The 14543-nt window shown below is 58.6% G+C and carries 12 protein-coding genes; 4 read left to right on the forward strand and 8 right to left on the reverse strand.

The window, feature by feature from the left end:
* On the forward strand, nt 1-208 hold a 208-nt coding region (locus A2J01_RS36760), incomplete at its 5' end, for a hypothetical protein (protein ID WP_231915706.1).
* Between the two features lie 859 nt (nt 209-1067).
* Here A2J01_RS36760 and A2J01_RS05170 read toward each other — a convergent pair.
* The 5 genes from A2J01_RS05170 to A2J01_RS05190 all read right to left on the reverse strand — a co-directional run bounded on the left by A2J01_RS05170 (nt 1068) and on the right by A2J01_RS05190 (nt 5430).
* Entirely contained in the window at nt 1068-1676 is a 609-nt protein-coding gene (locus tag A2J01_RS05170) for an HD domain-containing protein (RefSeq protein WP_230691656.1), read from the reverse strand.
* A complete protein-coding gene (locus A2J01_RS05175) occupies nt 1673-2464 on the reverse strand; it encodes a phytanoyl-CoA dioxygenase family protein (protein ID WP_052959900.1) in 792 nt (263 codons plus the stop codon). The genes A2J01_RS05170 and A2J01_RS05175 overlap by 4 nt, the downstream gene beginning before the upstream one ends.
* 95 nt (nt 2465-2559) lie before the next feature.
* Complete coding sequence (locus tag A2J01_RS05180) at nt 2560-3207, reverse strand: GPR1/FUN34/YaaH family transporter (protein WP_052959898.1); 648 nt, start codon at nt 3205-3207, stop codon at nt 2560-2562.
* A 25-nt stretch (nt 3208-3232) separates the two neighbouring features.
* Nucleotides 3233-4282, reverse strand: coding sequence for an isopenicillin N synthase family dioxygenase (locus tag A2J01_RS05185; protein WP_064112239.1), 1050 nt, complete (start codon nt 4280-4282; stop codon nt 3233-3235).
* On the reverse strand, nt 4279-5430 hold the full coding sequence (locus tag A2J01_RS05190; RefSeq protein WP_047269999.1) for a cobalamin-independent methionine synthase II family protein: 1152 nt from the start codon (nt 5428-5430) through the stop codon (nt 4279-4281). Before A2J01_RS05190 ends, A2J01_RS05185 begins: the two co-directional genes overlap by 4 nt.
* Before the next feature lie 158 nt (nt 5431-5588).
* Here A2J01_RS05190 and A2J01_RS05195 point away from each other — a divergent pair, with 158 nt between their 5' ends.
* Both A2J01_RS05195 and A2J01_RS05200 read left to right on the forward strand, forming a co-directional pair.
* Complete coding sequence (locus tag A2J01_RS05195; RefSeq protein ID WP_047269993.1) at nt 5589-7730, forward strand: outer membrane protein assembly factor BamB family protein; 2142 nt, start codon at nt 5589-5591, stop codon at nt 7728-7730.
* Complete coding sequence (locus A2J01_RS05200; protein ID WP_047269992.1) at nt 7727-8608, forward strand: MurR/RpiR family transcriptional regulator; 882 nt, start codon at nt 7727-7729, stop codon at nt 8606-8608. Before A2J01_RS05195 ends, A2J01_RS05200 begins: the two co-directional genes overlap by 4 nt.
* Nucleotides 8609-9336: 728 nt before the next feature.
* Here A2J01_RS05200 and A2J01_RS05205 read toward each other — a convergent pair.
* Together A2J01_RS05205 and A2J01_RS05210 are read right to left on the reverse strand one after the other, a co-directional pair.
* Entirely contained in the window at nt 9337-10524 is a 1188-nt protein-coding gene (locus tag A2J01_RS05205) for a serine hydrolase domain-containing protein (RefSeq protein ID WP_064112238.1), read from the reverse strand.
* The gene (locus A2J01_RS05210; protein ID WP_230691655.1) at nt 10521-12005 is read right to left on the reverse strand and encodes a biotin carboxylase; all 1485 of its coding nucleotides are present in this window, start codon (nt 12003-12005) and stop codon (nt 10521-10523) included. The genes A2J01_RS05205 and A2J01_RS05210 overlap by 4 nt, the downstream gene beginning before the upstream one ends.
* A gap of 856 nt (nt 12006-12861) precedes the next feature.
* Between A2J01_RS05210 and A2J01_RS05215 the strand changes: the two genes are divergently transcribed.
* A complete protein-coding gene (locus A2J01_RS05215) occupies nt 12862-14121 on the forward strand; it encodes a M20 family metallo-hydrolase (protein ID WP_047269997.1) in 1260 nt (419 codons plus the stop codon).
* A gap of 17 nt (nt 14122-14138) precedes the next feature.
* Here A2J01_RS05215 and A2J01_RS05220 read toward each other — a convergent pair.
* Nucleotides 14139-14543: PucR family transcriptional regulator (locus A2J01_RS05220; RefSeq protein WP_197494157.1), on the reverse strand; the 405-nt coding region annotated here is incomplete at its 5' end.

Consider the following 14543-nt stretch of genomic DNA (forward strand, 5'->3'; position numbering starts at 1 on the left):
CGGCATCTCCAAGCCCTGTCACTTTGTAGAGGGAATATCGCTGGCCCGGCAGCTCGATGCCGGAGCTGATCCGGCGATGCTCACTTGGCTTGCGGGCTACCTCGTCAGCAATTCAAAGTGGTGTCTCGAAATGTCGATGGAGGCAACCTCGAAGCGCGCGTTCGGAAGGTTCCACGCTCTCACCGCACCCACAGGACCTGTTTTCTGACGCACGCCGCTGACCAGGAGCGATAGAACCTTTGTGACACCGAGCGTTTAAGGCAGGTCGCCTTGTAGCTCGAGGATAGAGGGGACAACCGTCGGGCTTGAAAGTCCCGCCGGCCAACACACCAAGGAGCGAACAGCGCAATGGCAAACATCCCGAACGCGTCAGATACCCGCGAATCTGGCGATCCTCGCACGCCCCGGGACCAGCTGAGAAAGGCCGTCGAGATAGTCGGGGCACTCGCCACGAGGTGCGGCGTCCACGAGCTGGTGAGCCAGGCCCTCTCATGGCTCTTCTCTTGAATCGCCCTCACCAAAGCCTGATTACTAGGCCTCAGACGGCCTCTGGAGTCCAGAGGGGACGCGTTTCGGCGCGCCCCTCTCCGGGCAGGGTTGTTTCAACTCGTCTCCAGTCGAATCAGAGACAGTTTCGATGATCGAAAAGGGTCGTTCGCTGCGCGGAAACAAGCGGGGCACGAGCAGATGCGTGTGGCGAAAACCGCCCGCTCGGGGACCGTGTTCGACAACCAGGCGAGCGGCTCCGCGATCCACCGGAATGTAACACCACCAACTCCGACCACAGATCACCATAGGAGCATTCGTACGTGTCGCAGAACCGTGTAGGCATTCTCAGGGATCCTGTCCGTGTCCACGAGCCGTTACGGCTCCTGAACGGGAATGTAACGGGCGAACTCGAATCACTAGTTATTCCACCGAGTCTCAACCCGAATCGAACAGCATCGCATGTAGACGACCGCGCGATACCTAGGCCACGTCACCACCCCCTTCGTCCCACGTCAGCAACTTCTGGCAGGCGATCAGCTCGGCCAGAAGAAGCGACAACCAGAAATCGACGAAAACCTTTAGCGGAGCACCACATTCGCAAGCTCGATGATGGCCTGTCTCCAATGAGTCAATGGCGGCGTCGGTGCGTCGGGAATTTTTCCCTGGTCGTCCCATCGACGGAGATCGACGGCGAGTCGGTGGTACGGGCGACAAATGAAGCGGTCGACCTCGTCGGGTGTCATCGGTCCGCCTTGCACCTCAAGACTGCGCACAGACGCTTCAGAGAGGCCATCGACATAGCCGCTGTCCGTGGCGACGAGATACCGCTTCGCCGGAACGTGGAGTGCGACGGGTTGGCCAATCTCTGCTCCGAACCAGCGAGTCAGAAGACGAGCGCCAACGACTTCGTGGCCGAGATCGTCCTCAAGGAAGTCGTTGTGACCAGCGTGCTCGTCCAAGATGAGATGACCGATGTCGTGGAGCAACGCAGCAATTTGAGCAGCGGAGTCGAATCCGGCCTGCTCAGCGAGATGCGCGCACTGCAGACCATGCTCAAGTTGAGTGACTGATTCGTCGTAGCGGCTTTGCCCTGCCAAAGTGAGATACTCGAATAGACGATCACAAAATGCTGACGCACCTATCTCTTGGAGCGAGAGCTCTTGCAGTTCCTGCGCGGTGATCGTCACGCTTGGCCTTCCTTGTTCGATGAACTGGCGGGTTTGGCGGTACCTGAGAAATGCCCGATGAGGCTCAACTGATCCGGTTGATCGGCAAGATCGTGTATACGTTTTGCGTAGTACGACTCTCGAAGCTGACCGTCGGATTCACCGTTGTAGGTGAGGTATATTGCGCGGCGGGTGGAGTCCGAAGTGTTCGCTCCGCTCCGGTGGGGGACGTAGCAGTGAAAGAACACCAAACTACCAGCGGAGACGGGCAGTGGCTCCCACGAAAGGTTTTCGGCTACCTCAGGTTCGACGCACCCGCGAGCATCGGTGGGCAATTGCGCGGCGTGCATTTTGCGCGCAATCTCCAAGCAGCCGTTGGCCAAAGTGGAGTCATCGACAGCGACCATGCACGCTATCGTGTTCGACACGTAGGGGTAGGCGGGGGCATCCTGATGAGCTGCGAAGCCGCTTCCGCCCGGCGCCTTGTAGTTGATCTTCTCCTTGTACAGAACTGCGGTCTCCCCCAAGAGGGAGCTAGCGATATCGGGGATGCGACCAACTGTCAGCAATGTTCGTAGTCCGTCGTGATAGGGCACGAAGTTTTCGGTTCGGCATCTACGTGTGCCGCCGTCCGCGATCGTTTCGTCGTACTGCAGCAACTGATTCGGTGTTCCCGGGCGGTGTTCGATATCGAACACCCACTGCTGCAACTCTTGGAGCTCGCGGGCGCTCAAGGCGTCCTCGACCACCAGTAGTCCATCGCGGTTCCAGTTGTCGAGATCAATTGTGCTGGTGGCATTGTCGCGCAAGGTCGTTCTACTTTCTCTGGTGGTCCATCGTGTGCTGCTGTGGGCCGGCACGGGAGAGGCGCCGACCCACAGCAGCGGTCTGGTGTGTCGTGAATTCAGCTGATGAGGGGCCGCCCCATCGGCAGGGGAGAGCCGCCGGTTTCTTCCCACATCGCCGCGACATAGAAGTAGATTGCTACCGCTACGAATAGGAAGACAAGCCACCCTCCGAGCTGGGTGGCCGCGCTAGACGCCGTCAGTGTCCCAACAAGGAGGCAAACAAGAGCCAAGTCGACGATGGCGAGGAGGAATGGGAATGACCAGGGCAGGCGAATTACGAGCAGGGTGAGGATGGTGATGGTCACCAACCAGCTTCCGATCCACATCGCGCTAGTGGTGGTGACTTGATCGGGGTCGATGCCGAACCAATCGTTCCCGAGGCCGAGTGAGAGGATGGCGTAGCTCCCGTAGAAGCCGAAGAACACCGAGTACAGGGCCGCATTGACGTTCTGCCGAAGGGCTGCGGCCCAGATGGTTGCGAGGAGCAATCCGATCGAGGTCGCTGACATCACGATCGGAATTGCGGCCGACGCGGAATCAACGATGCCGGTGTTGGTGAAACCGAGACCCAACGCGCCGACGATGGTGAGCGGTAGTCCAATCAGACCCGGGTTGCCCTCGGGCAGCTGAGCGGTCTGGGTGACGGGTCGGGAGTCGGTGTGGTTCATGTGAGCGTCGACGGGTGTGTCAACGGTTGCGGTCACAGCATGTCCTTCGTTCGGATCGAACTCATCGGATGGTGGTGTCGATAAGGTCACGGTGGTGCTGTTCGGCCACGTCGGGATGGGCGCGCAGACGAACTTTGAGAATGTTTTCACCGTAGGTGCTGAGGATGGGGTTGGCGGGATCGTCACTGGCTCCGCCGCGTGCGCTATCAGCGAGGTCTGTAGGCAGGACGACGGGATCGAGCGTGGCATCGAGGCGGGGGTTGAAGAAGTAGATGGTGGAGAAGCGTTCGACGCCGGCCGGCGGGCTGACGACACGGTGCACGGTAGCCTTGTAGTAGCCATGGGTCGCGACCTGCAGCATCTCGCCGAGATTGACGACGAAGGACCCCGGCAGGCAAGGCACTTCCATGTAATGTCCGTCGGCGTGTTCTACCTGAAGACCGCCGACAGCATCTTGTAGAACGAAGGTGAGCAGTCCGAAATCTCGGTGTGTACCGACGCCCTGTGGCTGCTGCCCCGCAACTGGCGCCGGATAACGGACCGCTTTGATCGTTGCTTCAGGGTCGGGGGTGACCCAGTTCCGGAAGTGTTCTGCGTCGATGCCCAGTCCCTCGGCGAGGGCATCGAGAAGTATGCGGCCCAACCGGTCCATTTCGTCGGCCCATCTGGTCATGGTGGGCTCGAATTCCGGCACCGACTCGGGCCACTGATTCGGTCCCTGCAAGCATCGCCACGGATGATCGGCATCTTCTGCCACTGGTCGTTCCGGCCCCAGATCGACTTCCTCACGCACATCCGCTCGGCCACCGGTCACCTCGCCGCCGACGGGTGTGTAACCACGGAAATGCGGACTTTTCACCATGGCGATCTCACGCTTGACGGACTCAGGTCGAGAGAAGAAATCCCGGGAAACATTGCTGACGCGAGTGTTGAGGTCGTCATCTACACCGTGTCCGGTCAGATAGAGGAATCCGACGTGATGGCAGGCGTTGCGCAATGATTCAACGAACCTGCCCTTCGTTGCAGGATTGAGATACTCCGAGATGTCGAGGATCGGTACGGCAGGGCTTTCGTTGACGTATACGGAGCGCTGCTCTGGAGTGAGGGTCACTTCCACAGCCTTTCGCTGGCCAATTGCGCTCCGGCGGTCAAGGTCCGAAGCTTCGCCCAGGCGATTTCGGGATCGACTGCGACGAACGTCGCGAACGAGGCGAAGCCACAATCGCTACCGGGGATGACCCGATCGCGTCCCACGATGTCGGCGAATGCGACGATGCGGTTGGCAATCAATTTCGGGTGCTCGACGTAGACGCTCGAAGTGTCCAGTACGCCGGGGTAAAGGACCTTGTCCTCCGGGATGTTCGTCTCACGCCAGACGTCGATCTCGTGGCTGTGGCGGTGGTTGGCGGACTCAAACACCAGACCATTCGGGCGAAGCCGAAGGATCCGGCTGACGATCTTGTCGAGTTCGATGTCGTGGTGATGAGGGCCCTGGTAGTTGCCCCAGCACAGGTGCACTCGAACTTTCGCAGGGTCGATGTTCTCGACAGCGTGGTTGATGGCGTCGATGTGTACATCGAGTCGGTGAAGGTACTCGGCCTCGCTGAGATGGGCGTACTGGATGTGTCGCCCCATAGCGAGGTCCGGAGCATCGATCTGCAAGGTCAGGCCCGCATCGACGATGGCTTCGTATTCAACACGCATGGCTTCTGCATTCGCGAACAGGTAATCGTCGAGGGTGGGGTAATGCTTGTTCGGCAAGTAGAGGGCGATCACACCCGGGGATGCGGCGTTCATGAAGCGCTGCGTGACTTGCTGTCCGTCGACCGCGCGGGTGAAGTTGTCGAGATCCTCAGCGAGCAAGTCGTGACCCTCGTAACGGATTTCACCGACGCAAACCGGAGTCGATGTTTCGAGACCGTCGAGCGAGCTTGCGGCGAGATCTGGGTAGTCGACGAGATCCGCGATGGATAGCCCGCCGCCCTCGGGGACCTCTGCATCAACGTCGAATCCGCTCAGCCGCTCCTTTGCATAGGTTGCGTAACCGATCTTCGACATTTCACCGTCACTGATGATGTCGACGCCGACATCGAGCTGGCGCCGGACAACGGTGGCGACGGCCTCACGAATAGTTTCGGGCATGGCTGACGCGGTTGATGCGGTCAGCTCGCCGTTCTCGCGCTGACGAACCAACGATGACAGGTTTCCCGGGCGCGGGAGGCTCCCGGTGTGGGTGGTGAGTATTCGGCCATGGGACATGAAATCTCCAAATGTAGGAGCGAACAGGATGTTGCACGAACGAGATTGAAGGTCGGAAACCAACTGTGGGCAAACCGCCAATGACTCGTGTATGAAAGTTTCATTCATATGAATACTTTTGGAAGAAATTTCCATCCAGTCGATGATGGAATAGTTTCATGAACGACACAATCGAGGGGACTGTCCGAGGGACTGTCCGATGGGCCGACGGAACGCCAATAAGCGGTGTCGCCGTCAGCAACGGGATCGAGTGGAACCGCACCGATGACGATGGAAGGTTCCGGCTGCACTCGTTGTCACGACCAGTGTGGATCCGCCGACCCTCCGGCGTCTTTTGTTCGCAGTGGTGGCAGCTGCCGACATCGCGCGAGCTGGACTTCACCTGTATAAGTGCCAAACAGGAGGTCTCGGCTGTCGCGCACCTCTCGGACACACACCTATCAGCGTCGGACGGAGGCGTAGAGGACGCAGTCGAACTTGCCAATCGATTCGGGGACGGAACAGACTGTGCGCAGGGTCTCGCAGTAGCACTCGACGCGGCTTACCACGCCGGCGCCCGACTTGCTTTCATCACGGGCGATCTCACCGATCACGGGACCGCTGCGGAGTTTGACGCATTCAAGGAGATCGCGGCGGCATCCCCGATTCCCGTGGAAGTGATCCCTGGGAACCACGACCATTACGGCCACCGCCACGACCCTCAGCCCATCGACGCGCCAATCGGGGACGGCTTCCTCGGTACTGCAACTACATGGCGCTACGAGCAGTCGATGGGGCCGCGATGGTGGTCTGCCGACATCGGGCCATTTCATATTCTGGCGCTCGATTGGTTCAGCTATGCGGCCGATATCGACCGCGGTGAGCAGGAAGCATTCGTCGTCGATGACCTTGCCGGGAGCGACCCACATAGACCCCTGATCGTCCTGAGTCACGACGTTCCGTCCGCCCGCATTCTAGATCGCATCGTGCACGCGGTGGATCCCACGGCATCAATCTCGATCCTCTCCGGACACTGGCATGTCGTCGTCGACCGGCAGGTCGGGCCACTTCGGTTCCTGAGCGCACCCCCTACCAGCTTCGGAGGTTTCGCATGGTCACCGCCGTCCTGGCATCTTCTGGATGTCGAACCTTCCGGGTATCTCCAACGCAACACCGAGGCAACCTGGCCTAGGCACCAAACGATATCTGTTCCGGACGCCGTGTGGCAGGCGCCGCAAGGTCATACCCAGCATGGCGGCAACCTGGTGGCGAGCGCTCGCGATCACGTCATGGTTCCCACTAGCTATGCTGGTCAGGCACACCTTTCAGCCGTCGATACGACGAGCGGGCAAACAGTCTGGAGAGCGCGACTCGACGGAGACGAGGTCACGTCGTTAACCTCGCACGGCGCGGACTCCGTTGTCGCAGTGACGTTCTCAGGTATGCTGAGCTGCCTCGATTCGAATACTGGCGAACTGCGTTGGACAAGATCACTTCCGCGAACTCGACACGCTCGCGTCCTCAATGCCCCGGTCGTCACCGAGGACGGCACTCTCGTCGTAGGCACACTCGACCACCTCACTGGACTGTCCATCGTCACGGGCACCGAACTGTGGTCGAGTCAGGAACTTGCGCCCGTAGACACGTTGATGACCTACGGGCGTGGGCTCACCTACGGGAACACCGTCGTCCTCCCGTTCAGCGGGCCCTACCGCGGGTTGACGGCAGTGGACAGCCGCGATGGAACATTGCTATGGAGTCAAACTTCGAAGTCCGCACCAACGAGTAGCCTGACCGCCGTGCAGGGAACTCGCCACGCCCTCCTACTGCGGGCCGAATCCGAAACTGTCGAATGCATCGAACTCGAGTCCGGATCCAGCGTGTGGCGCACCGTAGTCGGCGGCAGATTCACTACAGTTTCAGCTGTGCCGACCCAGGCCGGGGTCATCGTGGTCACCGGCGATGGCACCGTTCACGCGCTCGATACGAGAACAGGCAGAGAACTGACAAAGACGACGCAGCTCAGAAGTGGCCCCATAGACGGCTGGGGACCATACCGATCTACCGGCATCGGAATAGCGACAGATCCCGTCGCAGTCGGAGGTCAGGTCATTGCAACCACTGTCTCCGGGGATATCTGGGCAATCGATCCAGCGGGTGACCACAGTCGAGTCTCCTCCCTCGGCCGCCACGTCACCACCAGACCGGTTGTACTGCGCGGTGACCGTATAGCTGTCCTCACGACAGACGCCCAATTGAGCATCGTCGCCCTCCCCTCGGGCTGCGTCTCGTCTAACTCTGAGACAGAGGCGACCAGGTGACGACAACAAGCGCATCAACGGACGCCGGTCCCACGGCGTCCGATTTCGATAGTGTTCTCCGCGCACGACTTCCCACGTTGACACGAACCGCGCAGGCGATTGCTAACACTATTCTTGCCGATCCGCCTGCGGTCATCCACATGACCGTCACCGACCTTGCCGAAGCGAGCGAAACATCTCTAGCGAGTGTCGTTCGGTTCTGCAAGGACATGGGGTACAAGGGCTTTGCCGATCTGAAGATCAACCTCGCACGGCATGCGCTGCCCGCGCAGCAGGCCATCCACGAAGACGTCAACCCGACAGACTCGTCCGACACTGTACTGCGGAAAATAGTTCGCAGCACGGCTGACGCCGTGCATACAGCTCTTGCTACCGTCGATTCGGGCAGCTTCGACGAAGCCGTCGAAGTCCTCGCGTCGACCAGGAGGTTGCTGATCGCCGGTGTCGGAACATCATGGCCGATCGTGCAGGACGCAGCCTACCGATTTCGTACCGCAGGACTGCTCACAGAAGCACCCATCGACAGTCACGGGCAGCATGTCAGCGCCAGCTTGCTCACGAACGAGGACACCTGTCTTGCCATCAGTCACACCGGTCAGACGAGAGAAACGATAATGACGCTGACCGCCGCCAAAGAAGCTGGGGCACATACGATCGCACTCACCAGCTTTTACCGATCACCGATCACTGCCCTTGCCGACATCAATTTGATCGCAGGCAGCAAAGAGACCAACTACCGCATCGAGGCGATGAGCAGCCGGATTGTCCACACAACCGTACTCGACGCCTTGTTCGTCGCAGTAAGCCTCCGCAATCCCGATGTGTCGACCACCGCTCAAACGAAGACATTGAAAGCGGTAGCCAGTCACAGGCTTTGAGTTAGAAAGTATCCACCCTTCACAGCTGCAAACAGCGGTTAGCCCATGTCCGGCCTAGTTTGAGTTATCGGAGGCAACATGGAGCACTTGTGCCACGCAACTACTGCAATTCGACAGAACGGTTCGAGATGCTTCAGAAGCACGAAGCAACCCAATCTTGATCTACGTGAAACCGAGGATCGGGTCCCCCGCTATCCGGATATCACGTATCTCCGTAAGTCGCGCCACGTATTGAGCGAGGCGTAACACCGAACTCCACGAACAGGTCCCCCGCTCGACCGCCTCCGAAAAGAAGCCACAGGCGGACACGTTCGACGGCAGGCTAGACCTTGAAGATCGGGTCGTCAATCATAATCAACCTCCCCGTTCAAGGATCCTCGAACGGGGAGGTTGATTATGATGAACCGAGAGTGCGTGAAAAGCCGCGCCCACCTCGCACTGACGACTAGTGCAAACACGACCTCGTCCGTGGTTACGCTGCATCCTCAGCTGCCACTTGCATCAGCAATGGCTCGCCCCCGAGAACACCCGCAGTCGAGGATCGCCGCTAGCGGCGATCCTCGGCGTTGTGAAGCCGAGATACCTTCCCAAACCGACGAAGGAGACAACGGAGTCCGAGTCCAGTGTTCTCGATCGAGTGAGAGGCGTTTCGCCGGCGAGAAAATCAACGGCGAAACACCCTCTTCAGTCCCGAAACTTTTTCAGCCCGTCCGCCTTTAGCGCGCCGCTCAGGTGAACTCGGCTGCAATGGCATCGAACGCTCGGATCGTGGGAAACAGTTTGCTCGCGTCCTGGGGTAGTGGCCATGCGGACAGTTTCGCGGCGACGATCCCAGCGGTGCGGTTGACGTAAATCATCTGTCCGTGAATCCCCAGGCACAAAAGAACTTCCGATCCTTCGTACGGAAACCAACATTGATTCCGATACATTCCGCCGGGCATCCTGTTGTCTCCAGGACTGAGAGCGAAAGCCGATCGCGAATCCAACCCTCCTGCAAACGTATCGGAGATCCACGCAGCCGGGACCACTTGCTTTCCCGTCACTGCAATTCCACCGTTGAGGTAGAGCGAACCGAAGCGGATGAGATCCCGCAAGCATGCGCTGATTCCACCATCGAACATTCCGGTTCCCGCGGAGTCGATTCCGATGATTGCGTCGCTCTCGGCTCCGATTCGGCTCCACAGCGTGTCCGAAATCAGCTCGGGCATCCGAGTGCCTGTCGCCGCCTCGCAAATCCATCCGAGCACATCGGTCTCGCACGAACGGTACTCGAAGGGGCCACCATGATCCGCTTTCCGCTGAAGGGTACTCAAGAAGTCGTACATGGTGCGAGGGACATCCGGACTGCTGCGGGGTGCCCAGTCGATGGCTTGTTCGATCAATCGAACTTCGGAAGCGGGGTCGAGGTAGTCTTCGGAGAAGGCGATCCCTGAGCGCATGTCCAGCAGGTGCCGCACGGTGGCACCTGCGTATCCGGACGAGGCCAGCGCGGGCACATATGCGCACACAGGGGCGTCGATGTCGAGTAATCCTGCCCCATTCAGAATGCCCACCACTGCACCGACAATCGACTTGCTGACCGACATCAGCAGATGTGATGTCTCTGTGGTCATGCCACCGAAGTATTGTTCGGTCAGCAGTGTCCCGTTGTGGGCGACGGCCCAGCCGTCGGTGTCCGTGGAACCGATGACATCGCCTACCGTGAAGGGCTGTTCGTAGTCGATGGGCGGTATGGCTATTCCACTCAATGGTGTTGCTACCGCCGGAAAGAGAGACGGCGGTTCGTTACCCCTCGAAATTGTTGCAGTCGAGAGGACGTCTGCTGTGTTCTGAAAGGTCCAGCGAAGGAATTTCGCGGTCTGCCAGTTTTCCAGTGTGATTTCTGCCCTGACATTCTCTATGCCTTGCTCGATCATTCGGTAACCTCGATTGGAATGCCCTTGTATTCAGCACGAATGGAATCGATGAGGTGCTTGGCTCTGATGGTCAATGTGGTTCCTCTGTCGAGCGTCTCTTTTTGCAAGCGTCCCTTGGTGACGAGAATACCCAGATCTGCTCCTGCCCAACGGTAGTCGCCGGGACTGTAGATTCGAAGGAAGAATGCTTCAGATTCGTTCTGGAGTTGGTGCCAATCGAGTGCCGCACGCCTGAACACAAGCGCGCCGTTGGTATCGAGATAGTACTGGCCCGTCCGTGGGGTGCTCTCCAGCAATTCGGCGACTGGTGAGGTTTCTTTGATCACCATCTGACTCCAGAGGTCCACTGAAGCCAGTGATTCCCAGCGTGTGTTGATCTCGTCGACGTCAATGTCGAAGTCGACGTCCATGTATTCGAGTAGATGAAAGACGAATAGAGGCACATCGGCGTAGGCGCCGGCGGTGACGTTGGTGATTGCGGAAGCGCCGCTGATTCGCGGGTTGATCTCACCAAGGTAGACATCCTCGGTATCGGTATCGACGAGAACATCGACCTCGAAGAACCCTCGATATCCTTCCTCGCGCAGCCGATCCCCCAATCGCTGAATGAGCAAATTTGCCTTGCCACGGAGTTCTGCACTCAGCACCTCTGGGTGCATCTCGTTGCCGCACCATCCCCCGCGATACGGGGTAAGTTCGGGAAATCCGGTCAGTTCTGTCAGGTAGGGGCCGACGACGGTTCCGCATCGGGTGAGGACCGCCTCGACCGCAACGGGCCGATTGTTGATTCGCCGCATGACCTTGACTTCCTGGTCGATTATATCGCTTGCATGGCGATCCCAGTCTTCCTTTTTGGAAATGAAGAAAGTCGTTTTTCCCGAGTCTCCGTATGGAGTTTGAAGCACCAGATCAGGTCCGAGACCCGCCTCGTCTGCTTGCTGTGTGAGACTGTCCCAATCGTCGACTCGGGTGAGGATATTGGGAACGCTGTCGACGCCTGCGTCGTTCGCGAGTTGCGTCGTCACGATCTTCGAATCAAGCCGTTCCCGCAGGTGCGCCGGCGGCAAGATGAGGTCGTATCCCAGTTCAGAGCAGATCTGTTCGGTCTCCTCGTTGAAGAACACCATAGCCACCTTGGGCTTGACACCTGAGGTGAGTCCACGGCTCATGTAAGCGCGAACTTCGGGGTTTCGTAGGAGCCAATTGTTGATCTCCTCGCCGTCCTTGAATTCTTGGTACGGCTTGTGCATTGGCGAGAAGACCCGTGGGTGTGCCCCGTCCCAGGCATCGTAGTACGTGATGTAGGAGAAGCCCCGAACCCATCGATCCAGGCCGAGTAGGTTGAAAGGTGTTGCGCCGATGAAATAGATGGGCACATCGTTCGTGCGGAAGAAATGCCGCACCTCGGAGATGTTTCGCAAAACTGTTCGGCTCGACATAGCTTGCGGCGGCGCGAAGGCGGCATCCGTTCCTACGCTCACCTCGGGTGCATGCGCAGATGTGATTTGCTTCGACCGACTCTTCCGTGTCTGGGGATTCTTTGATCGCGGATGGTTGATATGCCCCATGGAGATACCTTTCATAATACTGGGTGCTGAAGAGGAGTGTCCGCTGCACTACTGAGAGAATTCGCCTGTGAGAGGCAGGAATTTGAGGTAGTACGCGTGTGTTGATCGCTGGTATCTGCCGACGGGACAGTGCCGGTGATAAACGAGTACCGGGTGATGGCGACGGCAGTTGCACTGATCGGCGATCAGAATACGTACGAATTGGTGCTTCTGATCCGTGAAATACGAAGAACTGTAACTGAAGTCACGGACAGGTGAGTATGACCGTCCATGTGCAAGGCGGGTATGACGTGACGCCACTTAAGGGATGACCCACTACGGTCAGCGTTCCTTCTTCGTCGACGACCCCACTGGAGGTATCTCCGTAATTGTCGATCCGGCCGCCTGCGGTCCGGACAGAGAAGCTCATTGTCTGCGGCGCGAGTGAAGCATCAACTGACACAGGAACAATCACTTTCATCGAAGGGATGGGTCTCACTCATCGTGAAGGTTTTCGTTCGATTTCGACCGTGCCGGATTGTCCATCCCGAGTTGCCACGGTACGCCAGTTCGCGCATGCCATCCCTGCTTGATCGAGCAAGAAAGTTGATCGGACACGCGTTTTGTGCGATCGCCTATCTTGCGTGAGGATTCCTGCGGCAAATTGACACCGACACCGACATCGAATTCTGGTTGGATCGAACTATTCCGCTAGCGCATTAGCATCGACTCCCTCAGTCCCGCGCTGACACCTCATGTGGCCGACGTCGGCCCAGAACAGGAGACCTCAATGGCGAACTCTAAAGACGTCGACGATCAGCTCGTTCTGCAAGATTTTGCAACATTGTCACAGTTCGGTGCCACGGCCGGCGGCGGAGTCGATCGCCAGGCGGCCTCTGTTGCAGATGGCCAGCAGCGGCGATGGTTCTCCGACTGGTTGCAGGATAGGGGTTTTCGCGTCGAATTCGATCGCGTTGGCAATCAGTTCGGTTTGCTCGAATTGGTACCGGGTGCACCGTATGTTCTGACGGGCTCCCATCTGGATTCTCAACCGCTCGGCGGCAGATACGACGGCGCGTACGGCGTGCTTGCCTCCGCACATGCGGCACACCGTGTCGCGAAGCGATGGGCTGAGAGTGGCGAGACTCCCAAATACAATCTTGCGGTGGTGAATTGGTTCAACGAGGAAGGTTGCCGATTCAAGCCGAGCATGATGGGAAGCTCGGTATACACGGGAAAGATGGAGCTCGAAGCGGCCTTGTCCAGCTTCGACCGCGCGGGAATCACAGTCCGCGATGCTCTCAACGACATCGAATGTGTGGGAAGTTTCGACGGGCCCTCTGCCGCAGCCTATGCCGAGATCCACATCGAGCAGGGAAGATCGCTGGAGAACGACGGCATCACCATCGGTTTGGTCGACTCCACGTGGGCAGCGCACAAGTACCAACTCGTCGTCCATGGTGCGCAGTCGCACACTGGTTCGACGATCATGGCCGATCGGCATGATGCACTGTTGGGAGCCTCGATGCTGGTGTTGGCGGCGCGCGAGCTTGCAGACGATTTCGCCAGCGCTCCGCTGCACACCTCGGTCAGTCAGATGAATATCGAGCCGAATTCGCCTGTTGTCGTGGCGCGGGAAGTGGGGTTGCACCTCGACTTGCGGTCACCGAATCAGGAAACACTCGATCTTGCTGACCAGCGGCTTTCCGCCCGTTTCGAAGAGATAGAGAAGCGGGCGCAAGTGAAGATCGAAAAGGTCACTGCGCATTCGTGGGGGGTCGCGAACTTCCATCCCGACGGGGTGAAGTTGTCGATGAATCTCGCAGATTCGTTGGGACTCTCGCATCGGGAGATCATGACCGTCGCCGGGCATGATTCGGTCAACATGAAAGATGTCGTCCCTACAGTGATGCTGTTCGTTCCGAGTGTCGATGGCATCTCCCACAACGAGGGTGAGTTCACCCAAGACAGCGATGTGTGCGCCGGCGTCGATCTTCTTACCGAGACCCTCGATCGACTCGCTCACGGTGCACTCACCGACATCGACTAGGCCCGATGACAGCATACTCAGGTCAGTTCGGCGAGCGCGACGGTGGCGAGAGCGGCATCGAGAGGCTTGGTCATATCCAGACCAGTGAGCTCCTCGATGCGCTTGAGCCGATTCAATATCGTGTTTCGGTGGCAATACAGGGCCGCGGCCGTTTCGATCAGACTTCCTGTTCGCAGGTACACCATCATCGTTTCGATCAGGCGGTCGCGTTCCGATTCCTTGCAAGATCTAATAGGGACGAGAACGAATTGCTGTAGGTCGCAGCCAATTTCACTGAGTTTGCGCTTCGCGAGCTGAGGCCAAGCGTCTTTCAGGTCGACAATGGAGTCCCCTGAGATACCAAGTTGGTCAGCGATCTCGGTTGCAGCGAGTGCTGCGAGTGGAATGTCTGCGATCTCGCGGGCGATCGGGGCTACGGCGAC

The sequence above is a fragment of the Rhodococcus sp. EPR-134 genome (assembly GCF_001647205.1).
Classification (GTDB): domain Bacteria; phylum Actinomycetota; class Actinomycetes; order Mycobacteriales; family Mycobacteriaceae; genus Rhodococcus_F; species Rhodococcus_F qingshengii.